The organism is Micromonospora sp. WMMD730, assembly GCF_049178955.1.
GTDB lineage: Bacteria > Actinomycetota > Actinomycetes > Mycobacteriales > Micromonosporaceae > Micromonospora > Micromonospora wenchangensis.
This window is the reverse complement of record NZ_JBMHML010000002.1, coordinates 4,949,405-4,973,111: the sequence shown is the minus strand read 5'-3', so window position 1 is coordinate 4,973,111 and position 23,707 is coordinate 4,949,405. Positions and strand designations below refer to the sequence as shown.

Annotated in this window: 19 protein-coding genes; 11 read left to right on the top strand and 8 right to left on the bottom strand. The window is 73.1% G+C overall.

The window, feature by feature from the left end; translation table 11 throughout:
* Nucleotides 1–85: 85 nt before the first annotated feature.
* Genes ACN265_RS21410 through ACN265_RS21400 form a run of 3 tightly spaced genes read left to right on the top strand, consistent with a single transcriptional unit; the run spans nucleotide 86 to nucleotide 4,073 of the window.
* Nucleotides 86–1,450, top strand: coding sequence for a hypothetical protein (locus ACN265_RS21410; protein ID WP_421409122.1), 1,365 nt, complete (start codon nucleotides 86–88; stop codon nucleotides 1,448–1,450).
* Nucleotides 1,450–2,772, top strand: a complete 1,323-nt coding sequence (locus tag ACN265_RS21405; protein ID WP_421409121.1) for a hypothetical protein — start codon at nucleotides 1,450–1,452, stop codon at nucleotides 2,770–2,772. The genes ACN265_RS21410 and ACN265_RS21405 overlap by 1 nt, the downstream gene beginning before the upstream one ends.
* On the top strand, nucleotides 2,769–4,073 hold the full coding sequence (locus ACN265_RS21400; RefSeq protein WP_421409119.1) for a hypothetical protein: 1,305 nt from the start codon (nucleotides 2,769–2,771) through the stop codon (nucleotides 4,071–4,073). Before ACN265_RS21405 ends, ACN265_RS21400 begins: the two co-directional genes overlap by 4 nt.
* A gap of 39 nt (nucleotides 4,074–4,112) precedes the next feature.
* Here the strand turns inward: ACN265_RS21400 and ACN265_RS21395 are convergent, their stop codons facing one another.
* From ACN265_RS21395 to gmd, 3 genes are read right to left on the bottom strand one after another with little or no spacing between them, the layout of a single operon-like run.
* Nucleotides 4,113–5,237 (bottom strand): DegT/DnrJ/EryC1/StrS family aminotransferase, encoded by a 1,125-nt coding sequence (locus ACN265_RS21395; RefSeq protein WP_421409117.1) that lies wholly within the window; start codon nucleotides 5,235–5,237, stop codon nucleotides 4,113–4,115.
* The gene (locus tag ACN265_RS21390; RefSeq protein WP_421409116.1) at nucleotides 5,234–6,436 is read right to left on the bottom strand and encodes a glycosyltransferase; all 1,203 of its coding nucleotides are present in this window, start codon (nucleotides 6,434–6,436) and stop codon (nucleotides 5,234–5,236) included. The genes ACN265_RS21395 and ACN265_RS21390 overlap by 4 nt, the downstream gene beginning before the upstream one ends.
* Nucleotides 6,433–7,446 (bottom strand): GDP-mannose 4,6-dehydratase, encoded by a 1,014-nt coding sequence (gene gmd, locus ACN265_RS21385; protein ID WP_421409114.1) that lies wholly within the window; start codon nucleotides 7,444–7,446, stop codon nucleotides 6,433–6,435. Before gmd ends, ACN265_RS21390 begins: the two co-directional genes overlap by 4 nt.
* Nucleotides 7,447–7,628: 182 nt before the next feature.
* Here gmd and ACN265_RS21380 point away from each other — a divergent pair, with 182 nt between their 5' ends.
* Together ACN265_RS21380 and wecB are read left to right on the top strand one after the other, a co-directional pair.
* Entirely contained in the window at nucleotides 7,629–8,870 is a 1,242-nt protein-coding gene (locus tag ACN265_RS21380) for a glycosyltransferase family 4 protein (RefSeq protein ID WP_421409113.1), read from the top strand.
* Nucleotides 8,871–8,934: 64 nt separating this feature from the next.
* Nucleotides 8,935–10,059, top strand: a complete 1,125-nt coding sequence (wecB, locus tag ACN265_RS21375) for a non-hydrolyzing UDP-N-acetylglucosamine 2-epimerase (protein ID WP_421409111.1) — start codon at nucleotides 8,935–8,937, stop codon at nucleotides 10,057–10,059.
* Here wecB and ACN265_RS21370 read toward each other — a convergent pair.
* Nucleotides 9,988–10,704 carry a NeuD/PglB/VioB family sugar acetyltransferase gene (locus tag ACN265_RS21370; RefSeq protein ID WP_421411567.1) on the bottom strand — a complete coding sequence of 239 codons (717 nt, stop codon included), beginning with the start codon at nucleotides 10,702–10,704 and terminating at the stop codon, nucleotides 9,988–9,990. The genes wecB and ACN265_RS21370 overlap by 72 nt on opposite strands.
* Nucleotides 10,705–10,954: 250 nt before the next feature.
* Between ACN265_RS21370 and ACN265_RS21365 the strand changes: the two genes are divergently transcribed.
* Together ACN265_RS21365 and ACN265_RS21360 are read left to right on the top strand one after the other, a co-directional pair.
* A complete protein-coding gene (locus tag ACN265_RS21365; RefSeq protein WP_421409109.1) occupies nucleotides 10,955–12,163 on the top strand; it encodes a glycosyltransferase family 4 protein in 1,209 nt (402 codons plus the stop codon).
* Nucleotides 12,164–12,280: 117 nt separating this feature from the next.
* Nucleotides 12,281–12,820: an acyltransferase gene (locus ACN265_RS21360; protein WP_421409107.1), complete on the top strand. Its 540-nt coding sequence runs from the start codon at nucleotides 12,281–12,283 to the stop codon at nucleotides 12,818–12,820.
* A gap of 24 nt (nucleotides 12,821–12,844) precedes the next feature.
* Here ACN265_RS21360 and ACN265_RS21355 read toward each other — a convergent pair whose 3' ends face one another.
* On the bottom strand, nucleotides 12,845–14,875 hold the full coding sequence (locus ACN265_RS21355) for a hypothetical protein (protein ID WP_421409105.1): 2,031 nt from the start codon (nucleotides 14,873–14,875) through the stop codon (nucleotides 12,845–12,847).
* Nucleotides 14,876–15,100: 225 nt separating this feature from the next.
* Here ACN265_RS21355 and ACN265_RS21350 point away from each other — a divergent pair, with 225 nt between their 5' ends.
* From ACN265_RS21350 to ACN265_RS21335, 4 genes are read left to right on the top strand one after another with little or no spacing between them, the layout of a single operon-like run.
* Entirely contained in the window at nucleotides 15,101–16,057 is a 957-nt protein-coding gene (locus ACN265_RS21350; RefSeq protein ID WP_421409104.1) for an NAD-dependent epimerase/dehydratase family protein, read from the top strand.
* Nucleotides 16,054–17,520 carry a lipopolysaccharide biosynthesis protein gene (locus ACN265_RS21345; protein WP_421409102.1) on the top strand — a complete coding sequence of 489 codons (1,467 nt, stop codon included), beginning with the start codon at nucleotides 16,054–16,056 and terminating at the stop codon, nucleotides 17,518–17,520. The genes ACN265_RS21350 and ACN265_RS21345 overlap by 4 nt, the downstream gene beginning before the upstream one ends.
* Nucleotides 17,505–18,707 carry a glycosyltransferase gene (locus ACN265_RS21340; RefSeq protein ID WP_420118024.1) on the top strand — a complete coding sequence of 401 codons (1,203 nt, stop codon included), beginning with the start codon at nucleotides 17,505–17,507 and terminating at the stop codon, nucleotides 18,705–18,707. The genes ACN265_RS21345 and ACN265_RS21340 overlap by 16 nt, the downstream gene beginning before the upstream one ends.
* Nucleotides 18,708–18,712: 5 nt before the next feature.
* Entirely contained in the window at nucleotides 18,713–19,966 is a 1,254-nt protein-coding gene (locus ACN265_RS21335; protein WP_421409101.1) for a glycosyltransferase, read from the top strand.
* 57 nt (nucleotides 19,967–20,023) lie between these two features.
* On the opposite strand, the gene ACN265_RS21330 is transcribed toward ACN265_RS21335, so the two are convergent.
* The 3 genes from ACN265_RS21330 to ACN265_RS21320 are packed head-to-tail and all read right to left on the bottom strand — an operon-like array spanning nucleotide 20,024 to nucleotide 23,587.
* A complete protein-coding gene (locus tag ACN265_RS21330; RefSeq protein WP_421409099.1) occupies nucleotides 20,024–21,493 on the bottom strand; it encodes an O-antigen ligase family protein in 1,470 nt (489 codons plus the stop codon).
* Nucleotides 21,494–21,548: 55 nt separating this feature from the next.
* Nucleotides 21,549–22,547 (bottom strand): dTDP-4-dehydrorhamnose reductase family protein, encoded by a 999-nt coding sequence (locus tag ACN265_RS21325; protein WP_421409097.1) that lies wholly within the window; start codon nucleotides 22,545–22,547, stop codon nucleotides 21,549–21,551.
* On the bottom strand, nucleotides 22,544–23,587 hold the full coding sequence (locus ACN265_RS21320; protein ID WP_420115394.1) for a polysaccharide biosynthesis protein: 1,044 nt from the start codon (nucleotides 23,585–23,587) through the stop codon (nucleotides 22,544–22,546). Before ACN265_RS21320 ends, ACN265_RS21325 begins: the two co-directional genes overlap by 4 nt.
* Between the last annotated feature and the right edge of the window lie 120 nt (nucleotides 23,588–23,707).

Below are 23,707 nucleotides of genomic sequence, written 5' to 3'. Positions count from 1 at the left end.
CCGGGGTTTTCTCCCGGTGAGCGTGTCGCCGCTCCCGCTGCCTCGTTGCGCATGAGGCGACCGAAAACAGCGAGAGGAACATCTGATGGTCTGGTCCAGGGTGGTCACCGACCCTGGACCGCAGATCGACGCCATCGCCCCCCGGGCGGCCCGCCCGTCCCGAGGCGCCCGGTCGAGAAGACAGCGGGAGCTGGTCGGTGGGCTGTTGCGCTGCTATCCGGTCAGCTTCCTGGTGCTCGCCCCGTACGCGTTGCTGATCTTTCCGATGGCGGTGTTCTACGACAACCCGCAGACCGGCTTCATCGTGCTCCTGGTGGGGCTGGCCCTGCTGGGTAGCGTCTCGGTGGAGACGCTGGGTCTGCTCTTCGGGCGTCCCGATCCGCAGTGGCGGCAGGGGATGCGACAGGCGACCGCCCGCTATCCCCGGATCTATCCGGTGGCCCGGCTGGTGACGCTGACCAGCATCGCGGCCGATCTGCTGGGCACCTACCTCGGGCGGGGGAGCATCGTCGCGCAGATCTCCGGGGAGTTGTCCGACGCGCCGATGGTGGCGCTGACCAAGCTCTTCTCCGGCTGGGGCGCGCTCGGCTTCGCGTTGCTGGTCGCCAGCCACCTGGGCGGCCGACTGTCCCGGGGCAAGCTGTACGGCTGGCTCGCCGCGCTCGTCACCACCCAGGCGGTCGTCACCATGCTGACCGCCCTCACCGCCCCCCTGGTCGCCTTCCTCTTCTTCGTGGTCTCCGCCGGGGTGGTCTGTGGCGTGTTCCGGCTGCGGTACCTGCTGCTCGGCACGGTGGTGATGGTCCTGCTGTGGCCGGCCATCTTCGAATACCGCAACGAGATCCGCCAGGACCAGGGCATCGAGGTGAGCGACGCCGTGACGGCAGTGGACCGGATCCGCCTGGACCGGCAGTTGACCCTCGTCGCGGGCATCGAGGTCCCCGTCGACCTCGGTCAACCCGGCCTCGTCGACCACCTCCGGTACGGGCTGGTGCCCCGGATCGTCGATCCCGACCGGCCGGCGCTGTCCACCGGGCAGCAGATCAACCAGTTCCTCGGCGGCGGCCCGACGTCCGCCTCCAACTTCCTGCTGCTGGGCAACATCTGGTTCTTCGACGGGCCCGTCGGGGTGCTGGGTGTGCACGCCTTCTGGGCGGGCTTCGTGGCGTTGTTGCTGCGGTGGCGGGCCCGGCCCGGCCCGGCCCGGTTGAGCCTGTTCTGCCTCGTCTGCTCGGACGTGCTGCTGTGGTCCGGCACCTACCCCGAGTCGACGATCGCCTTCCTGCAACACGTGGTGTCGGCCATGACGGTCTTCTTCCTGCTGTGGCTGACCCGCAGGATCCCCCTCGGGGCAGGTGACCGTCTGGCGCTGCCTGCCGGCGGGCGTGCGCGGTCGGAAGCGTTGCGTGGCCCCGGTCGGCATGGCGTTCACCGCGAGGGGGACGCCTGATGATCGGGCCCAGGGCGGCCGGAGCACAGCTGGTCGTCGACTGTGGAACCGGGCTCGGGGTGAGCGGCGCGGGGTCGGCCGGGCCGGGCCACGGCGGCTGGTCCCGACGGCAGCGGGAGCTGGTCGGCGGGCTGCTGCGGTGCTATCCGGTCAGCTTCCTGGTGCTCGCCCCGTACGCGGTGTTCATCCTCCCGATGGCGGTGCTCAACGACAACCCGCAGACCGGCTTCATCGTGCTCCTGGTGGGGCTGGCCCTGGTGGGCAGCGTCAGCGTGGAGACGTTGGGCCTGTTCCTCGGGCGTCCCGATCCCCGGTGGCGGCAGGGGATGCGACAGGCGACCGCCCGATATCCCCGGATCTACCCGGTGGCCCGGCTGGTGACCCTGACCGGGATGGTGGCGAGCATCACCGGGGCCCACCTCGGGCGGGGGACCGTCGTCGCCCAGGTGTCCGGCGACCTGTCCGACAACCCTCTCGCGATGGTGTGCGCCCTCTTCTCCGGTTGGGGCACCCTGGGCTTCGCCCTGTTGGTGGGCAGCCACCTCAGCGGTCGGCTGTCGTCGCAGCGGTTGTACTGCTGGGTGGCCGTGCTCGTCGGGGTGGAGGCGTACGTCGCGGCGCTGACGGCCCGGTCCGCGCCGCTGGTCGCCCTGGTGTTCTTCGTCGCCGCCGCCGGGGCGGTCTGCGGGGTCTTCCGGCTGCGTCACCTCCTGCTCTGGGCGGTGGTGCTCCTGCTCGCCTGGCCCGCCATGTTCGCCCAGCGCAACGCCATCCGGGAGGAGCGGGGGGTGGCGGTGGACACCCAGGTCACCGCTGCCGACCGGCTCCGGCTGGACAGCCAGCTCACCGCCGTGGCGGCGTTCGAGGTGCCGGTCGAGATCGGCCAGCCCGGTGTCGCCGACTACTTCAGGTACGGGCTGGTGCCCCGGGTGCTCGATCCGGACCGGCCGGCGCTGTCCACCGGGCAGCAGATCAACCAGTTCCTCGGCGGGGGGCCGACGTCGGCGTACACCTTCCTGCTGTTGGGCAACATCTGGTTCTTCGACGGGCCCGCCGGCATGGTGGCCGTGCACGCCTTCTGGGCGGGCTTCGTGGCGTTGCTGCTGCGCTGGCGGAGCCGGCCCGGCCCGGTCCGGCTGACGCTGTTCTGCCTGGTCTTCTCCGACGTGCTGCTCTGGTCGGGGACCTATCCCGACTGCACCATCGGGTTCCTGCAACACGTGGTGTCGGCCGCACCGGTCTTCCTGCTGCTGTGGCTGACCCGCAGCGGCCCCGCCGGTCGCGACGACGAGGTGAGGCTGCCGGTGGGTGCCGTCCGGTGACCGTTCCGGTCCGCTCCCGGGCTGGCCGCGCCGGTCCCCCGGATGCCCCCCGACGCGGTCGCCGGGCCCTGCTCGCGCTGGTCGTCGGGGGGCTGTCCAGCGGGGGCAACCTGCTGGTGGCGGTCACCGTCACCCGGCTGGAGTCGATCGGCGGGGTGGGCGAGTTCGCGTTGGCCTTCTCGTGTTACGTGCTCGGCTCCGGGCTGGTGCGCAGCATGGTGACCGAGGCGACGCTGGCGGCGGGGACGGGCGTCGCCTCGGCCACCCGACGGGTCGTCCTGCTCGGCGTGCTCTGCGGTGGTCCGGTCGGTGCCGCCGGCGTGGCCTACGGGTCGCCCTATCTGGTCGGGGTGGGCCTCGCCCTGCCGGGCCTGGTGCTCTACGACCACGCGAAGGCGGTCGCCGTCGGGCTCGGCGTCCCGTCGGGCGCGCTGTGGCAGGAGGCGACCTGGGCGGCGGTCACCTGCTGCGCCGCGCTGGCCGGCCTGCTCGGCCTGGTCGACGCGCCGTGGGTGGTGGCCGGCTGGGCGGTCGGCGGTGGCGGCGTGGGCGTGGTCGTCGCGGTCCGGCGCGGCTACGCCCTGCGGCCCGGCTGGTACGTCGACCGGACGCAGCGCCGGGTCGCGCTGGGATTCGGTACGCAGTTCCTGCTCACCACCGGGTCGGCGCAGGTGTCGCTGAGCGCGGTGGCCGCCTTCGCGGGCACCCCGGTGGTCGGCGCGTTGAGCGCCGGGCGGACCCTGCTGGGGCCGGTGAATCTGCTTCTGTCCACCGCGGCCACGCTGACCCTGCCCTACCTGGCCCGCACCCGTACCGCGTCCCGGTCGGTCCGGTCCCGGGCGGCCGTGCGGGTCTCGCTGCTGGTGGCCGTCGGTGTCCTGCCGATGACGGCGGCGGTCGCCCTGCTGCCCGACCCGCTGGGCAGGATGCTGCTCGGCGGCAACTGGGAACTGGCCCGTAGCCTGCTGGTGCTGCTGGCGCTGGAGAGCCTGTTCGCGGTGCCGGCTGCCGTCGGCTTCGCCGGGCTGCGGGTGGAGCAGGCGAGTCGCCGGGCGATCCTGCTCGGCGTCCTGCTGGGCGGGCTGCGGGTGCCGGTGGTCGTCGGTGCGGCGGTCCTGGGCGGGGCGGTCGGCGCGGCGGGCGCTCTCGCGGCACTGGCCCTGGTCAGCGCGGTCGCCTGGGCGGGCAGCTACCTGCTGCTGCTGCGGCGGGTGGCCGGCCACCCGCCGGCCCACCGGTGGGATGCCCGGTCCCACCCACCGGCTCACCGTCGACACCACCCGGTCCCGCCCATGGGCTGATCGGGAGCGGAACCGGGTGGCGTCGGCCGGGACGACGGCTCAGCCGACGGCCACCAGGGCGGCGCGGACGCGTTCCACCACCGTCTTGACCCCCGGCTCGGTCAGCTCCGGATACGTGGGCAGATTGATACCCCGCCGGCTCAGGTCGACGGTCACCGGGCAGTGCGCCGTCGGATCGTGGTGGGCGGGCAGCTCGGGGATCGGCACGAAGAAGGGCCGGGTCTCCACGCCGAGCCGGTCCAGCGCCAGCGCCAGCGCGTCCCGGGAGGTGGCGTCCCCGGCGGGCCCGACCAGGAAGCAAGCCATCCACGGCGCGCGGCGGACGCCGGCGAGCACCGGCTGGGCCGACAGCGACGGCTCGTCGGCGAGCTGCGCCTCGTAGCCGGCGATCACCGCGTCCCGCCGGGCGATGATCTCGTCGGCCCGGTCGAGCTGGGCGCAGAGCAGCGCGGCGGACAGGTTCGTCATCCGGTAGTTGTAGCCCAGCACCGGGAAGTAGTACCGCCGCCGCGGGTCCATGCCCTGGTTGCGCAGCAGCCGCATCCGCTCGGCCAGCGCGGTGTCGGAGGTGGTCACGCAGCCGCCCTCGCCGGCGGTGATCACCTTGTTGCCGAAGAACGAGAAGGTCGTGGCGTCGGCCAGGGAACCGGTCGGCACCCCGTCGAGGGTGGCCCCGAAGGACTCCGCGGCGTCGGCGACCAGGAGCAGGCCGTGCCGGTGGCACAGCGCACGCAGGGCCGGGTAGTCGGCGGGGTGGCCGTACAGGTCGACGGCGACGACCGCCCGGGTGCGTGGCCCGATCGCCGCGGCGACCGCGGCCGGGTCGACGCACCAGCTCTGCGGCAGGACGTCCACGCAGACCGCCCGCGCCCCGCAGTACGCGACGGCGTTCGCGGTCGCCACGTAGGTCAGCGCGGGCACGATGACCTCGTCGCCCGGACCGATCCCGGCGGCGGCGAGGACGAGGTGCAGGGCGACCGTGCCGTTGGCGGTGGCGACCGCCGTACCGGCGGCGCACCGGCGGGCGAAGCGGTCCTCGAAGTCGGTGAGGAAGGGGCCCTGGGAGGAGACCCAGCCGCTGCGCACGGCCTCGACGACGTACCGTTCCTCCAGGTCGGACAGGCTCGGACGGGCCACCGGATAGCGGTCGTCGGTCAGGCTCACGAGGGTTCCTCCCCGGTCAGTTCGGCGGCGAACGCCGAGCGCGGCATCGGTCCGGGCCGGCCGTCGGCCACCCAGCGCAGCACGTCGAGGTAGTCGCCGCCGGTCGCCGTCCAGGTGCGGGTGGCCAGCCGGCCGTCGGCGTGCCGGGCGGCGGCGGCGTAGTGCGCCCGGTCGGCCAGCAGCCGGTAGACCGCCTCGGCCAGCGAGGCGGGGTCGGTGGCCCGGAAGACGGCCGCCTCGGCCCCGGTGAACTCCAACTGCGCCAGCAGCGGCTCGGCGTCCGCGCAGGCGACGGGCAGGCCCCAGCTGAACGCCTCCAGCATGGCACCGCTCGCCGCCTCCCACAGCGACGGGATCACCACCGCGTCGGCGCGGGCGTAGAGGGCGTTCAGCTCGTCGAGGGTGACGAAACCGGGAAAGGAGACCCGGCCGCGCAGGTCGGGCTGCGCGGCGCGGGCGAGCAGCCGGCTGGCGTCCGGCTCGACCAGCGGCCCGGGGCAGACCAGCCGGCACTGCGGTAGCAGCGCCATCGCCTCCAGCAGCGTCGCGTGGTTCTTGTGGCTCGCGGTGGACGACGGGTAGAGCAGCAGGCCCGGTTCGGGGCGCGCGGCGGCGCGGGCGGGCGCGGGTTGGAACGTCGGGGTCGGGATGAGCGCGGTCCGCTCCGCCGCCTCGGGGAACAGCCGCAACATCTCCCGGTACGGGTGCGGCCAGGTGACCACCACGGCGTCGGCGCGGGCCACGTTCTCCCGGACCACCGCGGCGAAACCGGGGGCGTGGAAGGCGGCCAGCAGGTGCCGCAGGTCGTGCACGACGACGACGGACGGGCCGGGACCGATCGGGGCACTGTGGAACGGGTGGAGCGTGACGTCCGCGCCGCGCTGCCGGGGCACCGAACGCTGCCGGACCGCGTTGACCGCCCGGCGTACGGCGATCGAGTCGCGGACCCGGGTCGGTGTCCACCGGCGCAGCAGCTGCCCGCCGGCGGTGTCCGAGCGCAGCGGCTGGGTGACCTCGGCCCAGCCGAGCCGGTCGGCGGGCACCTGCTCGCGCCACCGGTCCAGGGTGCCCCGCAGGATGTTCACCCGCAGCTCGCATGAGGTGTCGGCGGCCATGCCGGTGAGCAGGCCGTAGGTGAACGCCTCGACGCCGGCGGCGTGGCCCGGCCGGATGGGGGTGGCCTCGACGGTGATCCTCATCGGTCCACCCGCACCAGGCGCCCCATCCGCTCGTCCTCCAGCAGTTGCCGGTCGGCGTCCACCATGATCCGTACCAGGTCGCCGAAGAGGGTCTTGGGCGCCCAGCCCAGCCGCCGCCGGGCCTTGGTGTAGTCGCCGATGAGCGCGTCGACCTCGGCCGGGCGGAAGTAGCGGGGGTCGATCTCGACGTACCGTTGCCAGTCGAGCCCGACCCGGTCGAAGGCGGCCTCGACGAACTCCCGCACCGAGTGCCCCTCGCCGGTGGCCACCACGTAGTCGTCGGGGGTGTCCTGTTGCAGGGACAGCCACATCGCCTCGACGTACTCCGGGGCGTAGCCCCAGTCCCGGACGGCGTCGAGGTTGCCCAGGTAGAGCTTGTCCTGGATGCCGGCCTCGATCCGGGCGACCGCACGGGTGATCTTGCGGGTGACGAAGTTCTCGCCCCGCCGGGGGCTCTCGTGGTTGAACAGGATGCCGTTGACGCAGAACATGCCCCACGACTCGCGGTAGTTGACCGCCGTCCAGTAGGCGTAGACCTTGGCGCACGCGTACGGGCTGCGGGGGTGGAACGGGGTCTGCTCGCGTTGCGGGGGCGGGGCGGAACCGAACATCTCCGACGAGGACGCCTGGTAGAAGCGGCAGTCGACGCCGGCCGCCCGGGCCGCCTCCAGCATCCGCAGGGCACCGAGCCCGGTGACGTCGGCGGTGTAGCCGGGGATGTCGAAGGAGACGCGGACGTGGCTCTGCGCGCCGAGGTTGTAGATCTCGTCCGGCCGGATGTCGCGGATCAGCGCGGTCAACGACGCCGGGTCGGACAGGTCGCTGTAGTGGAGGAACATCCGGGCCTCGCCGTCGCGGGGATGGACGTCGACCCGGTCGATCCGTTCGGTGTTGAACGAGGACGACCTTCGCTTTATCCCGTGCACCGTGTAGCCCTTGTCGAGTAGGAACTCGGACAGATAACTGCCGTCCTGACCGGTGGTGCCGGATATGAGTGCCACTCGCGACATGGGGGTCCTCTCGGGCCGGGTCAGATGTGTGTTCGCCGACTTCCTTATACCGGCTTACACCCTGCTTGCTGCGGGTTTTGCGGCTAATGTTCGACAGCTTCGCGATAATTGCGGAACGCAGTCACGAAAAGCGTCTCCGCTCGTTGAGCCACTCAGTTTCGTGTCTTCAGCGAGGAGCGAGGATGGCCGGCGACACCAGCCCCGCGACGGAAGTCGACGAACGGTTGGCCGAAGCCGACGGGAAGAGTTTCCGGGTCCTCGTCACGGCCGGCTACTTCAGCCCCGGCTGGCGCGCCGGAGGACCCGTGCGATCCCTGTCCGACGTGCTCGACACGGCGAGCGCCGGTGTCGCCACCGTCCTGCTGACCCGCGACCGCGACCTCGGTTGCCCCGCCGCCTATCCCGGCCTGTCCGGCACCTGGGTACGCCGGGGCCGCACCGACATCTTCTATCTCGGCCCACGGCACCCGGCGCACTGGCGGACGCTCTGGCGCTCGCTGCGCTCGGCCCGGTTCGACCTGCTCTACGTCAACAGCGTCTGGTCGGTCTTCTCGATCATGCCCATCGTCGCGGCCCGGCTCGGCCTGCTGCGGGCGGAACGCATCCTGGTGGCCCCCCGGGGCGAGTTCGGCGCGGCCGCCCTCGGCCTGCACCGGCTGCGCAAGCGGGTGTTCCTGGCCGGCTGGCGGTGGATGCTGCGGGGACCCCGGGTGCTGTGGCACGCCACCGGCCCGCAGGAGGTCGCCGACATCCGCCGGGTGCTGCCCCGGGCCCGCATCGGGGTGGTGGCGATCGCCCCCGGCCCCGAGCCGCACCCCGCCCCGGCCGAGCTGCCGCCCGCCGACCACATGCGGCTGGTCTTCATCAGCCGGATCTCCCCGATGAAGAACCTCGACCTGCTGCTCGCCGCGCTCGCCCACGTCCGGGCCCCGGTCCGGCTGGACGTCTACGGCCCGGTCGAGGACCCGAGGTACTGGCAACGCTGCCGGGAACTGTGGGCGGCCCTGCCGGACCCGTCGGTGGTCAGCTACCGGGGTGAGCTTCCCCCCGGGCAGGTCGGCCCGACGTTCGCCAGGTACGACGCGTCCGTCCTGCCGACCCGGGGCGAGAACTTCGGCAACGCCATCGCGGAGAGCCTCGCGGCGTACTGCCCGGTGATCTGTTCGGACCGGACGCCGTGGACGTCCGTGCTGCACGACGGCGGTGGGCAGGTGCTCACCGAGCTGACCCCGGCGGCGCTGGGCGCGCTGCTCACCCGGATCGCCACCGCCCCGCCCGCCCAGCGGCGCGCGGCGCGGCTCAGCGCGGGGGAGGCCTACCGCCGGTGGCGGCTCAGCCGGCCCCGGGTCAGCGTGCTCGACCAGGCGTGGCGGGCGGTCGACGAACCGCCGCACCGGGTGCCCCCGCAGGGCCGGACGTCGTGACCACCGCCGATCCGTCCGGCCGGCGGTGCCCGCAACCACCGAGACCAACCACGAGGAGGCGTCCGTGACCCGGGTGATGACCGTCGTCGGGACCAGGCCGGAGATCATCCGCCTGGCCCGGGTGATCGACACGCTGGACCGCACCGTGGAGCACACGTTGGTGCACACGGGACAGAACTGGGACCCGGCGCTGTCCGACATCTTCTTCACCGAGCTGGGCGTACGCCCGCCCGACCGCTTCCTGCGGGCCGACACCCGGTCGCTCGGCAGCCTGCTCGGCGCGGTGCTGGTCGGCACCGAGAAGGCGATCGGCGAGCTGCGGCCGGACGCGCTGCTGGTGCTCGGTGACACCAACAGCGCCATCGCGGCGTTGATGGCCCGGCGGATGAAGGTGCCCGTCTACCACATGGAGGCGGGCAACCGCTGCTTCGACCTCAACGTGCCGGAGGAGACCAACCGCCGGCTGGTCGACCACGTCGCCGACTTCAACCTGGTCTACTCCGAGCACGCCCGGCGCAACCTGCTCGCCGAGGGCCTGCACCCCCGCCGCATCCTGCACACCGGCTCACCCATGCGGGAGGTGCTCGACCACTACCTGCCGCAGATCCAACGGTCCACCATCCTGGCGCAGCTCGCCCTCGAACCGGGCGGCTACTTCGTCGTCAGCGCCCACCGCGAGGAGAACGTCGACCACCCGGACCGGCTCCGCCGGCTGCTCGACTGCCTGTGCGCGGTACGCGACGAGTGGCGGCTGCCGCTGCTGGTCTCCACCCACCCGCGTACCCGCAAGCGGCTGGAGATGCTCGCCGTCGACGGCACGCTCCTGGACGGCATCACCTTCCACGAGCCGTTCGGCTTCTTCGACTACGTGACCCTGCAACGGCACGCCCGGTGCACGCTGTCCGACAGCGGCACCGTCAGCGAGGAGGCGGCGATCCTCGGCTTCCCGGCGGTGACCCTGCGGGAGTCCATCGAACGCCCCGAGGCGCTGGACGCCGGGGCGATCGTGATGACCGGCCTCGACCCGGCCGGCGTGGTGGAGGGCGTACGGGTCGTGGTGGACCAGGTGGCGGCCGGTCCGGTCGACTGCCCGCCGGACTACCGGATCCCGGACACCTCACGCCGGGTGGTCGACTTCATCCTGTCGACCGTGCGCCGGCACCACGACTGGGCGGGCATCCGCCGCTGACCCGGGCGTCACCGGCCGGGCGGGCACCCCGGTGACCACCGTGCCCGCCGGGACGTCCCTGGTCACGCACGCGCCCGCGCCCACCACGGCGTCCCGACCGACCCGCAGTCCCGGCAGGACGGCGGCGGTGGTGCCCACCATCACGCCGTCGTCCAGCCGGCAGTAGCCGGAGACCGCGGCGAGCGGATTGACCGAGACGTGGTCGCCGAGCACACTGTCGTGCCCCACGGTGCAGTTCTGGTTGAGGTGCACCTGACGGCCCAGCACCACGTTCGTCGTCACCCGGGCCCCGCCGGCCGCGAACAGCCCCTCCCCGAAGACGCAGTCCGGCCCGATCTCGGCAGCCGGGTGCACCACCGTGGCGGCGGGCAGGCCGTACCGGGCGAGGGCCCGGTCGGTCTCGCGGCGCAACCGGGGATGCCCGACGCCCAGCGCCACCGTCAGGCCCGCCGGGCCACCGGCGAGCCAGCGGGTGGGGCCGAGGAAGGGGACACCGAGCCGCCGCACCCGGGCCACGTTCTCCTCGGTCGGATAGTCGTCGACGAAGCCGAGGACCCGCCACGGGGCCGAACCGGCCGCCTGGGCGTTGAGCAGCCGAATTACCCCGAACAACTCCCTGCCCATGCCACCCGCGCCTACGATCACTACGTCGGTGGTCAACCGTTGCCCCCTCGGCCACGGAGAACACCGGTCGCGTTCCGCCAGCCGGCCCCGCACGGCACCGCCGGTGCCCGTCCGACGTGCGCGGCGGCACGGGTCGAGTCCGCGGCCCGCGAACGCACCCTTCCCCTCGACGGCGACCTCCGGCACGGGCCGGGCCCTCCGGCCGCCGCCCGTGCGGCGCAGACATTCCTACGGGATGCCCCCATCCGGGCGGCATGGTGAAGGTGGGCCGATGGTGAACAAGTTGACAAGGCTGCCCTCCCTGGACGTCGCCGGCACGCCACGACGGTCCGTGGGCACCTACCGGGTGGTCGCGACCGCGGGGGTGTTCGAGCCGGGCTTCCGGGGCGGCGGCCCGATCCGCTCGCTGCGGTTCATCCTGGACACCCTGCCGGGGGACCTCGACGTCACCCTGGTCACCCGGGACCGGGACCTCGGCTCGTCAGCACCGTACCCCGGTCTGTCCGGAAGGCTGCTGCGACGCGACGGGCGGTCCGCCGTCTTCTACCTGAACCCGTGGACGCCCCGGCACTGGGTCCGGCTGGTCCGCCACGTCCGGGCCCGCCCGGTCGACCTGCTCTACGTCAACAGCATCTGGTCGTTGTTCTCGGTGCTGGCGATCCTGGCGGTGGCGTTGCGGCTGGTCCGGGTCGGGGCCGTGCTGGTCGCCCCGCGCGGCGAGCTGTCGCCCGGCGCCCTGGCGATCAGGTCGGCCAAGAAGCGGATCTTCCTGGCGCTGTGGGCGCCGCTGCTGCGTCGGCTGCGGGTGCGCTGGCAGGCGTGCAGCGGGCTGGAGGAGCAGCAGATCCGGGCCAACCTGCCCTGGGCGCAGGTGATGGTGAACGGCAACGAGAGCCCGATCCCGGCGGACCCGCCCCCACCCGCCGTCGCGCACGACGGTCCGCTGCGACTGGTCTTCGTTGGCCGGATCTCGCCGATGAAGAACCTGTCCACCGCCCTGGAGGCGGTGGCCGGCGTCACCCGGCCGGTGGAGTTCGACATCTTCGGCCCGCCGGAGGATCCGCAGTACTGGTCGCGCTGCCGACGGCTCATGGCGGGCATGCCGGGACACGTCCGGGTCCGCTACCTCGGCGAACTCGTGGCGGCGGACGTCATGCCGACGTTCAGCCGGTACGACGCCTTCCTCTTCCCCACCCTCGGCGAGAACTTCGGCCACGTGATCCTGGAGAGCCTGGCCTCGGGCTGCCCGGTCGTCTGCTCGGACAACACGCCGTTCAGCGACCTGATCGCCGACACCGGCGGGATGGTGGTCCGGCCGGCGACGGCGGCCGGCCTCAGTCGGGCGCTGGACCTGCTCGCCGACCGGACACCCGCCGAACGCGCCGCGGCCAAGGCCACCGCCGGGCGACGCTACCGGCACTGGCGGCAGCGGCACCGGGAACTGCACGTGCTGGAACACGCCCGCCAGTTCTGCCGCTGACCGCCGAGGGGGCGGCCACCCGTCACCGGGGCCGGACCCGGCTCGTTGTGCCAGTGACCGGACCCGGCGGGGGCCGGCAGCCCGTGACCGTACCTGACCTGCGATCGAGGACAGTCAGTGCCCAGTCGTGTTCGTACGATGGCCCGGCGCGTACGGGACCATCTGGCCGCGTCCCGCGACCCCGAGGCGTTCGTCCGGTCCCTGGGGGTCAACCTCCGCGGTCGGGTCAGGTTCTACGGGGTCAACCGGGCGATGTTCGGCTCGGAACCCTGGCTGATCACCATCGGCGACAACGTCTACGTCACCTCCGAGGTGCAGTTCATCACCCACGACGGTGGCACGCTGATCCTCCGCAAGGAGTACCCCGACCTCGACTGGACCGCGCCGATCACGATCGGCGACGACGTCTACATCGGCATGCGCGCGATGATCCTGGCCGGCGTCACCATCGGCAACCGGTGCGTCATCGGGGCCGGTTCGGTGGTCACCCGGGACGTCCCGGACAACACCGTGGCGGCCGGGGTCCCGGCCCGGCCGGTGCGCACCACCGACGAGTACCTGGAACGGCTGCGGGCCAAGTCGCTGGGCATCGGGCACCTGCCCGTCCCGGCCAAGCACGAGGCGATGAAGCGGATCTACGGCGTCCCCACCGGCTGACGCCGGGGACACGGCGGAGTCGGGTCAGGCCCGCCGGTAGGCGACCTGCGGCGGGGGGAACTGGTGCACCCCACCGATGGTGATCGCCCCCAGCGCGCCGGTCACCGCGCTCACCTCGTAGCCGAACCGGTCGCCGGTCATCGCCGCCGCCGTCGAACCCAGGTTCAGCACGGTGGCGCAGCCGCCACCACCGGCCCGCACCGTGGGCGCGGTGACGCCGCTGACCTGCCACACCTGCCCGTACCAGTGCCAGCCGGCCGGCAGCAGGACGGGCGCGCCCAGCACCGACTCCTTCACCCCGACGGTGGTGACGGCCACGGTGCCGAAGTCGGCGACCGGGCCGAGCAGGGCGGGCCGACCGGTGGTCGGGTCGTGGGCGTACACACCGTGGCGCAGCACACCGGTGCCGACCCGGGTCACCTCCACGCACGCCCGGTCGACCGGGACCGGCTCGGTCAGGAAGAACGGGTGCAGCAGCAGCCGCTGGTAGGCACCCGTGCAGGTGCTCTCCACCGTCGGGCCGGACCGGACGAGGAAGTAGCCGCCCCGGGTCCGGTACGCCCCCGGCAGCGACTGCGGCAGGGCCTCGTCGGAGTCCGCGCGCCACATCCCGTACCCGGGGGAGACCGGTACGGCGTACGGCACCCCGGCGACGGTGACCCGGTCGGGCACGGTGAGGTTCGTCGCGCCCACCGGGACCAGCAGCCGGTGGAACAGCTGCGGCGCGGCCAGCACGGCCTGGGCGACCGTGCCGACCCGTTCGATCACCACGAAGTTGTCGTCGCCGGTGGAGACGACGAGTTCGGTGGCGGTCGACGGCGGGGCCAGGTAGCGGCGGTAGGCGGTGCCGGTCACCGACTCACCGGCGGCCAGGGTGCGCCCCCACACCAGTTGCGGGTAGTTCTTTTTCAGGCTGGCGCTGATGAACCAGCTCTTGGCGGTGGTGTAGCGGGCGCGGACCTGCGGCACCCCGTCCGCGACCGGCAGCAGCCCGACGGCGATGCCCCACTGCTGCACGCCGCCGCCGCTGACCACCCACTGGGTCATGCTGCCGGCGGGCATCGTCCGGTCGACGAGGGTCGCCGGGGTGACGTCGGTGAGCGCGGCGAGGGAGTCGATGTTGGCCCAGACCGACCAGTTCAGGCCGCCGGCAACCCCCACGTTCGGCATGAACTGCCGGCGGGAGCCGCCCGTCACCGGCGTCAGCGGCGTGCACTGGGTGACGCCCGCGTTGAGGGTGAACCGGGTCAGGGCGGTCACCGTCTGGGTGACGAGCAGGCCGCCGCCGGGTGACCAGCGGTAGACGTTGGCGATCCGGCACAGCGACGGGATCCTGGGCATGATCGTGGCGATCGGGGTGCCGACGTTCGCCCGCGCCGTGTCGATCATCCCCTGGTAGGTCGGGATGAGGTAGGACTCCCGGATCACCAGTTCCAGGCCCGTCGACCGGCCGTCGGGCACCGGCCGCCCGTCGAGTTCGACGGCGACCGTGTGCGAGTGGGTGGCGGGGCGGATCTGCACGTCCGGGGTGAGACCGGTGATCGGCACGGTGGTCCGGTTGGTCGCCCCCGACACGTGGGTGAGCGGCCCGGTCGGCTTCACCCGGGCACCCTGCGCGATGCCGTCCACCACCGTGTACGGGTTGCCGAACAGCAGGCTGCTGGCGTTGGTGACGGCCAGCAGGGTGAAGATGCGGGTCCCGTCGCTCCACTGCGACCCCACGTCGGCGGTCGTCTTGCCGTGGTTGGCCACCACGATCTGGTTGCCGACGTTGTAGCCGTGGTTGCCGCCGACGTACGACCAGCCGGTGTTGATCGGGCAGTTGTCGTCGGAGGTGTCGTGGATGCGGGTGCCGACGGCGGACATGACCGGCCACACCTGGGCGTCGGTGGCGGTCGAGGGCACGAGGCTCACCTGCGGCAGGCCGGAGTGCCACAGGCCGACCATCCCCTCGGGGTACGCGAGGTTGGCCGGCATCACCACGTCCCGGGTGGCGTCGAACCGCGACCTGACCGACATCAGGGCGTTGGACCGGTAGACGATCAGCTCGGGCATCCCACACCTCCACCGCGACACACGACGATGCTGTCACTGTGCGCGTTTTCGCAGCTCACGGCGTTTCTCGGTCGGCTCCCGGACAGCACCGTCGGCCGTTCGGCGGATGCCGGCCCGCCCGGAGGCCGGCGTCCCCACCGTGGGCAGGGTGAATTTCGCGCCGCCGCCGTAACGCGCCGTGTCCCGGCTCGATGTACAGGTGATGTGCGTACATGGGGGTGGTTCATGCGCATTCTGATCACGGGTGGCGCGGGTTTCATCGGCGCCAACCTGGCCCGCGCCGCGCTCGCCGAGCCGGCCGTCAAGGAGGTCAGCGTCCTCGACGACTTCTCGGTGGGGTTGCGCGGCAACCTCGCCGGGCTGGACGTCGACCTCGTCGAGGGGTCGATCCTGGACCCGGCGGCCCTGGACGCGGCGATGGGGGGCCGGGAGGCGGTGGTCCACCTGGCCGCGCTGCCCAGCGTGCCCCGGTCGCTGCGTGACCCGCTCGCCTCCCACCACGCGAACGCCACCGGCACGCTGATGGTGCTGGAGGCGGCCCGCCGGCACGACGTCGGGCACGTGCTGGTCGCCTCCTCCTCGTCGGTGTACGGGATGAACCCGGCACTGCCCAAGGCGGAGCTGACCTGGACCCGCCCGATGAGCCCGTACGCGGCCAGCAAACTCGCCACCGAGGCGTACGCGCTGGCCCACCAGGCGTCGTTCGGGCTGCCCACGCTGGCGTTCCGGTTCTTCAACGTGTTCGGTCCCGGGCAGCGCCACGACCACCCGTACGCGGCCGTCATCCCCCGGTTCACCCACGCCGCCCTGCGCGGTGAGCCGGTCGAGGTGCACGGCGACGGCACCCAGTCCCGCGACTTCACCTATGTGGGCACGGTCTGCGAGGTGATCCTCGACGCGCTGCGCCGCCGGGTGCACCATCCGCATCCGGTCAACCTCGCCTTCGGCGCGCGGGCCAGCCTGCTCCAGGTCCTCGACGAGTTGGAGGAGCTGTTCGGCCGGCCGATCGCCCGGGAACACGTGGCACCGCGTACCGGGGACGTCCCGCACTCGCTGGCCGACAACACCGCCCTGCGGGAGTTGTTCCCGGACGTCACCCCGGTGGCGCGCCGGCAGGGACTGCGGGCCACGGCCGAGTGGCTGGCCGAGCGGCTGGCCGTCGCCCCCGCCACCCTCCGGTGACCCGGGCCGTGGGCCGGGCCGCCGCCGGCACGGCCCCCACCGCCGCGACGGCCGCCGCCGCGACGACGACGAACGCCGCGACGGCCACCACCGGTACGACGGCCACCGGTACGACGGCCACCGCCGCGCGACCCGCCGGCTTCCCGGCGTCGGGACCGGGCCGGGACCGGACCGTCACGGTGGGCATCGCCACCGCGATGGTGGCCAAGGGGATCGGCCTGGCCGCGCCGCTGGTGATGACCCCCGCCTGCTTCCGGTACCTCGGCGAGCAGCGGTACGGCCTGTGGATGGCGATCACCGCGCTCACCGGGATGGCCTGGTTCGCCGACCTGGGGCTGGGCAACGGGCTGCTCACCCGGCTCGGCCAACTGGCCGACGACCCCCGCCAGCAGGCCCGGGAGATCTCCGGCGCGTTCGCCACCCTCGGCGTGGTCGCGGTGCTGCTGCTGACCGCCCTGCTGGTGGTGACGCCGGTGGTGCCCTGGGTGGAGCTGTTCGCCGTCGGTGACCCGGGCGTCGCCGCGCAGACCCCCACCCTGGTCCTGATCTGCTTCGGTGCCTTCGTCGTCAACATCCCGCTCTCGCTGGTCCAGCGGGTGCAGTACGCCCGTGGCCAGATGGTGCAGAGCAACGCCTGGCAGTCGGCCGGAGCCCTGGCCGCCCTGGCCGTGGTGCTCGCCGCCATCACCGCCGGCTGGCCACCGCTGGTGGTCGTCGCCGGTGCGGTGCTGGCGGTGCCGGTGACCAACCTGCTCAACACCGTCACCTACTTCTGGTCCTGCCCGCCGGCACACCGGCCGGGGCCGCGACTCGTGCACCGCCACACCGTCGCCGGCCTGCTCCGGCTGGGCGTGCGGTTCTTCGTGCTCACCACGATGTCGTCGATCGCGCTGAACGTGGACAACCCGCTGGTCGCCAACGTGCTGGGGCTCGCGGCGGCGGCGCACTACGCGGTCGTGGGGAAGCTGTTCGGCGTGCTGTGGGTCTTCGTCGGGCTGGTGGGCATGACGGTCTGGCCGGTCAACGGCGCCGCCCTGGCCCGGGGCGAGGTGGACTGGGTACGCCGCAACACCCGGCGCATGGTGCTGCTCTACGGCGTGGTCGTGGGCTCGGTCGGGTTGGCGCTGGTCGTGACCGGCCACCGGTTGATCGCGCTCTGGCTCGGGTCCATCGACCGGTCGACGATCCGGCTGCCCGTCCTCGTCGGACTGGCCGGCTGGTCGCTGCTGGTCGCGGTCACCTCCCCGCTGATCATGGTGCAGAACAGCATCGGCCTGCTCCGGCCGCAGTTCGTCGGATGGGCGGCGTTCCTGGTGCTGGCCACCGTGCTCAAGGTCTGGGGGCTGCGCCAGTTCGGCCTGGCCGGGTTGCCGGCGGCGGCCTGCGTCGCGTACCTGTCGACCATGGTGCCGGCCGCGCTGGTGGGCTACCGGCGGGCGCTGGCCCGGTGCGGTCCGTCGTGACCGGCCGGCTGCGGGTGCTGCGGGTCGTCGGCGAGCTGAACTTCGGCGGCACCGAGATGCGTACCGCCGAACTGCTGCCCCGGCTCGCGGCCGGCGGCGTCGACCTGCACCTGGTGACCCTCAGCGACCGGATCGGCCCGGGACCACTGGCCGACGTGGTCGCCCGGCACGGCGGCAGCGTCACCGCGATCCCCCTCGACCCGCGCTTCCCGCTGCGGTTCCTGCGGCTGCTCGGGCGGCTGCGCCCGGACGTGGTGCACGCCGACTGCGCCAACTTCTCCGGCGTGCCACTCGCGCTGGGCGCGCTGCGCGGCGTACCCGGGCGGGTCGCGCACTTCCGGGGCGACGACAACGCCTCGCGCACCCTGCGCCGCCGGGTCTACCGGTGGGTCTGCGGGCGGCTGCTGCGCGTCTGCGCCACCGACATCCTCGGTGTCTCGCCCAGCTCGCTGACGTTCGGTTACCACCCGGGCTGGCGTGCCGACCACCGGTGCCGGGTGGTGCTCAACGGGCTCGACCTCGACCGGCTGCGCCGCCCCAGCCCCGACGACCTGCGGGCCCTGATCGGCGCGGGACCGGCCGACCTGGTCTGCGTGACCGTGGGCCGGGCCTCACCCGAGAAACGCCGCTGGCTGCTGCCGCCGATCCTGGCCGCGCTGCGCGACCGGGGCGTGTCCGCGCACGCGGTGCTCGTCGGGCCGGGTGACCCGGCCGACGACGAGCGGGTCCGCGCGGCGGCGGACGCCGCCGGGCTGGGCGACCGGGTGCACCTGCTGGGTCCCCGCGACGACGTGGGCGGGCTGCTGCGGCAGGCCGACGTCGTCGTCCACCCGTCCTGCCTGGAGGGGCTGCCCGGGGGCGTGCTGGAGCCCGTCGCGTTGGGCGTCGGCACCGTCGCCGCCGACCTGCCGGGCGTGCGTTTCATCGACGAGCGGCTGCCCGGCGTGACCGTCGTCGGGGTCGACGCCCCGCCGCAGGTGTGGGCGCGGGCGGTGGGCCGGGCGGCGGCGTACACCGCGTCGACCGCGCCCGCGGTGGCCGCCGACCGGTTCTTCCAGAGCCCCTTCGCCATCGACACGGCAGCCACCACCCACCTGGAGATCTACCACCGGTGGGCGGCGGCCCGCCCCGGGCGGGACCGCACGCCACGACAGAGCAGCCGGCCACCGGTCGGCTCGGGACGGTGACAGAGATGAACGAACAGACCGTGGTCGTGAACCCGCGACCCCTGCCCGACGGCGGACCGACCGGGCGCACCGGCCCACCGCGTCCGCTGCTCGTCGGGGCCTACGCCTTCCCGCACGGCGACGCCACCTCCAACCGGCTGTTGCAGCTCGCCCGGTCCGCCGCGCCCGAGGGCACCCGCACGCTCGTCGTCAACGACTGGCCCTGCGAACTGGCCTTCCCCGCCCGGCCACCCGAGCCGGCCGGCGTCGACCTGGTCACCCTGCGCGTGCGGGGCCGGCACCGGCTCACCCGGCTGCCGGCCCGGCTGGCCCGCCCGGTCCGCGTGCTGCGGGCCGCCCGCCGGCAGGGGGTACGCCGGGGCGACGTGAGCGTGGTGCTGCTCCCGATGGCGCTGATGACGCTGGGCAACTGGACGGTCCTGCGGCTCGCGCTGCGCTGCCCGGTGGTGGTCGACGCCAGCGAACGCCACGACCGGCGGCAGTTCCGCCACGGCTGGCTCACCCCGTACTACGTCCGGCACCGCTGGTCGACGTTCCTGGCCACCCGGCTGGTCGACCGGGCCACCGCGGTCTCCACCACGTTGGCCGGCTACCTCACCGGGCACGGGATGACGGTGCTGGTGGTGCCGCCGCAGGTGGACTGCGACGACTTCCCGACCTCCCGGCCACCCGCGCTCGCCACCGGCCTGCGCCTGCTCTACGCCGGCACCCCCGGCCGCAAGGACATGCTGGACGTGATCCTGCGCGGGATCAGCCGGCTCACCCCGCAGCAGCAGCGCCGGGTCAGCCTCACCATCGCCGGGGTCACCCGCGAGGACGCCGCCACCCACTCCGACCTGGACGTCGCGGTCCTCGACGGGATCGTGGCCGAGGTGCGGTTCCTCGGTCGGGTGCCCCGCGACACCGTGCTGACGCTGCTCGCGGAGTCGCACTTCTCGATGCTGGTCCGCCCCACCGGCGGGTACGCGGCCAACGGTTTCCCGTCCAAGGTGCCGGAGAGCCTCGCCGCCGGCTGCCCGGTGCTGCTCAACCACACCAGCGACCTGGCCGCCCACGTGCACGACGGCGTCGAGGGGCTGGTGCTCGACGGCAACGGCCCCGACGACGTGCGGTGGGGGATCGAGCGGGCGCTGCGGCTGCGCGACGAGGAGTGGACGGCGATGAGCCGGGCCGCCCGGTCCCGGGCCCGTGGGTCGTTCGACCACCGCGCCTGGCGGGCCGAGGTCAGCGCCTTCCTGGTGGCCGACGAGCGGCGCTGAGCCGGGCACGGACGAAGCGGTGGGCGTCCCGGTCGGGACGCCCACCGTCGGGTTACCTCAGCGCAGGGCGGGGACCGGCAGGCGGGTCAGGTCGGCGGCCGGGGCAGCGACCCCCGGCGGGGCCGCCGTCGTCGGGGTCGCCGCCGGGTCCGCGTCCGCTCCGTCGGCGTCGGCGCGTTCGCCGGGCAGGTGCAGCAGCACCCCGGCGACCACGCACCAGAACACGTACGGGTACGTCTGCCCGGTGCCGAAGATGGCCGACTCGGTGATCTGGATCAGCAGACCGGTGACGACGAGCCAGACCAGCCCGGAGTCGGCCCGGCGCACCGGGGAGCGCAGGGCGACCCGTCCGACGGCCAGCAGCAGCAGCACCAGCGGTGCCACGGCGGCGAGCCCCAACTCCAGCAGCAGTTGCAGGTAGCTGTTGTGCACCACGCTCACCCCGGTCCCGAAGGACTCGTCGAGGCTGGCGAGGGCGAACAGGTGGTTGCGGGAGGCGTAGCCGAAGCCCAGGGTGGGGCGGTTCTGCCACCACAGGTCCACGGTGGCCTGCCACATCTCGGTGCGGCCGTTGGAGAGGTCACCGCCGGTGGGGTCGGTGAAGCGCAGCACGAGCTGCCGCACCCAGGGGCCGGTGAACAGGACCGGCAGCAGGTTGAACAGGTATGCCACCAGCAGCCCCACGGCCAGTCCGGCAGCCAGCCGGACCACCCGGCCCAGCCCGTTGCGCAGCACGACCCAGCAGGCGCCGGCGAGCACGGCGATCAGACCGGTGCGGGACTGCGACAGCAGCAGGCAGGCGACGGCCGGCACCATGCCGAGCAGTTCCACCCGCCGGCGGGACTGCCGGTAGACCGCCCAGCCCAGCGGCGTGGTCAGGGCGCAGACGATGCTGAGCATGTTGGGGTTGTTGTAGAGGCCCTCGAAGCGGTCGGTCCGCGACAACGCGGCGACGAGCGTGCCGTCGGTGAACCCGACGCCGAGGCTGATCAGGGCGGACCCGCTGAGCACCAGGTAGACCATGCGCAGGTCGGCCAGCATGACCGCCCGGTCGGGCCACCGGCGGCGGACCAGGACGTGCACCAGCGCGGCCAGCAGGAGCAGCGCCACCCCCCGTTGCAGGGTCTCCAACGGCACCACCGACCAGGTGAAGCTCACCGTGGCCAGGCCGGCCATCGCCCAGAGCGCGCCGACGAGCAGGCGGGTCCACGGGTCGACCTGCGCCACCGTCCGGCCCGGCGCGCCCAGCGCCCAGACGATCAGGGCGGCCACCGCCGCGTACCGGGGATAGAAGCTGGCCTCCACCAGGCCCGGCAGCTTGGACGAGGCGCAGACCAGCAGCGCCATGGTCAGGCCCAGCAGCCAGCGCCAGCCGTCCATCTGCTGCGCGAGCGCGAACAGTGCGAGCAGCAGCAGCGCCACCGCGCCGACCGCGATCAGCGGGACGGTGACGCTGGCGACGGTGGTGACCACCACGGCCAGGACCGCCCCGACGACCAGGCACAGTTGACCCACTCGGTTCCCCACGTGATGTCCTTCGACTCCGACGGGCCGGCAGCGCCGGCGATGGTCGTTAGCTGCGTCAGCGCGGTACGCCCGCAAGGCCCGGCCGGGCCGGGTCGGACGCCCAGCGTTCCCGGGCGGCGTGCAGCGCGGTGATCATGTCCGGCCAGCTCGGCGGACGGTAACCGGTGGCGCGGGCGAGGGCGTCCGCGCGCATCGACCGGTCGCAGACGAACGTGTCGTCCGGCACCAGCTCACCGGGCCACCCGTACACCTCGGCGACCAGCCGGAGCAGGTCGTACTTCGTGATCGGTTCGGCGGCGACGTGGTAGAGGCCGGTCAGCTCCGGCCGGGGCAGGACCACCGTGCGCAGCAGCCGGGCGAACTCCACGGTCGTCACCCCGCTGTAGACCGCCCGGGTGAAGCCGCGCACCTGACCCCGTTGGGAGAGGAACCAGTCGACCAGGGAGCGGCGGGTGGTCAGCTCGTGCCCGACGATCGACGTGCGCAGGGTCAGCGCCGACGCGCCCGTCGCCTCGCCCAGCAGCTTGGAGCGGCCGTAGAGGTCGGGCGGGTCGGGCAGGTCGTCCTCGAGGTAGCCGCCCCGCCGGCCGGAGAACACGCAGTCGGTGCTGACGTGCACGAGCCGGCCGCCGACCTGTGCGCAGGCGTCGGCCAGCAGGTGGGGGAGGAGCGCGTTGAGGGTGACCGTCGGCACCGCGTCCTGCACGCCCGGCCGCTGCTTGATGACGCCGACGCAGTTGACGACGACGTCGGGTCGCAGCTCGTCGACGAGCCGCCGGACGTCGTCGAACCGGGTCACGTCGACGGCCGGGACGATGCGGGCCAGCAGGTGCGGGGGGTAGCAACCCGCCCGGTCGTCGATGCTGCGGGCGAGGCCGTGCACGTCGAGCGTCGGGTCGTCGGCTAGTTCGCGCAGCACGGCGTGCCCGAGCATGCCGGTGACCCCGACGACGAGGACCCGCCGCACCGGGTCGGCGGCCCGCTGGTCCGCCCGGTGGTCGGTGCGGCGGCGGGGCACCCGGTCCGGGCGGGCGGCGTCGGTGCTCGCGCTCAACTCGTCACCACGGCCGCCGTGGCGGCGGCGACCTGCGCGCGCACCTCGGGCAGCGTCATCAGCAACGACTCGATCTCGGGTACGGACAGCCGGCGGGCGTTGTGCGAGTGGAAGTCGGCCAGCCCGCCGTGCTCGACGTCGCCCTCCTCGAAGTAGAGGGAGTAGTTGAGGTCGCGGCTGTCCACCGGCACCCGCAGGAAGTCGCCGAGGTCCTCGGCGAACGCGAGTTCCTCCCGGCTGGCCAGGGTCTCGTAGAGCTTCTCCCCGTGCCGGATGCCGAGCACGGTGAACTTCGCCGGCACCCCGAACAGGTTGCACAGCGCCGTGGCCAGGTCGCCGATGGTGCAGGCGTCGGCCTTGCGGATGAACACGTCCCCCGGCTGGCCGAAGGTGAACGCGTGCTCCACCAGTTCCACCGATTCGGGCAACGACATCAGGAAACGGGTCATGGACGGATCGGTGACCGTCGGCAGACCACCGCGCAGGATCTGGTCGATGAACAACGGAATCACCGATCCGCGCGAGTACATGACATTGCCGTAACGCACGCAGCAGACCCTGGTCCGGGCCGTCGCGTTGTTACGGGAGTGCGCCTGCGCCACCTTTTCCATCAACGCCTTGGTCATGCCCATCGCGTTGACCGGGTAGACGGCCTTGTCGGTGCTCAGCAGGACCAGCGTCTCCACCCCGACACGTTCACAGGCGTCCACCACGTTGGCGCTGCCGAGCACGTTCGTGCGGACCGCCTCCAGCGGGAAGAACTCGCAGGAGGGCACCTGCTTCAGCGCCGCGGCGTGGAAGACGAACTCCATGCCCCGGGCGGCCTTGAGCACGCTGTCGTAGTCGCGCACGTCACCGATGTAGTAGCGGACCCGGTCGTTGCCGAGGCGGTGGCGCATCGCGTCCTGCTTCGACTCGTCCCGGCTGAGGACCCGCACCTCGGCGGCGCCGGCGTCGAGCAGTCGGGAAACCATTGTCTGGCCGAACGAACCAGTGCCCCCGGTGACCAGGAAACGCCTGCCCGCAAGCGAGGAAAGCATATCTCCTCCTGCCTTTTCCCGTCGGACCATCCTCGGGGATCACGATCTCGTCAATGGTGACCATACTGTTGCGATAACGAGACCGTGCGCGCTTCCGGTAAAGGGAGGAACAATCACGTT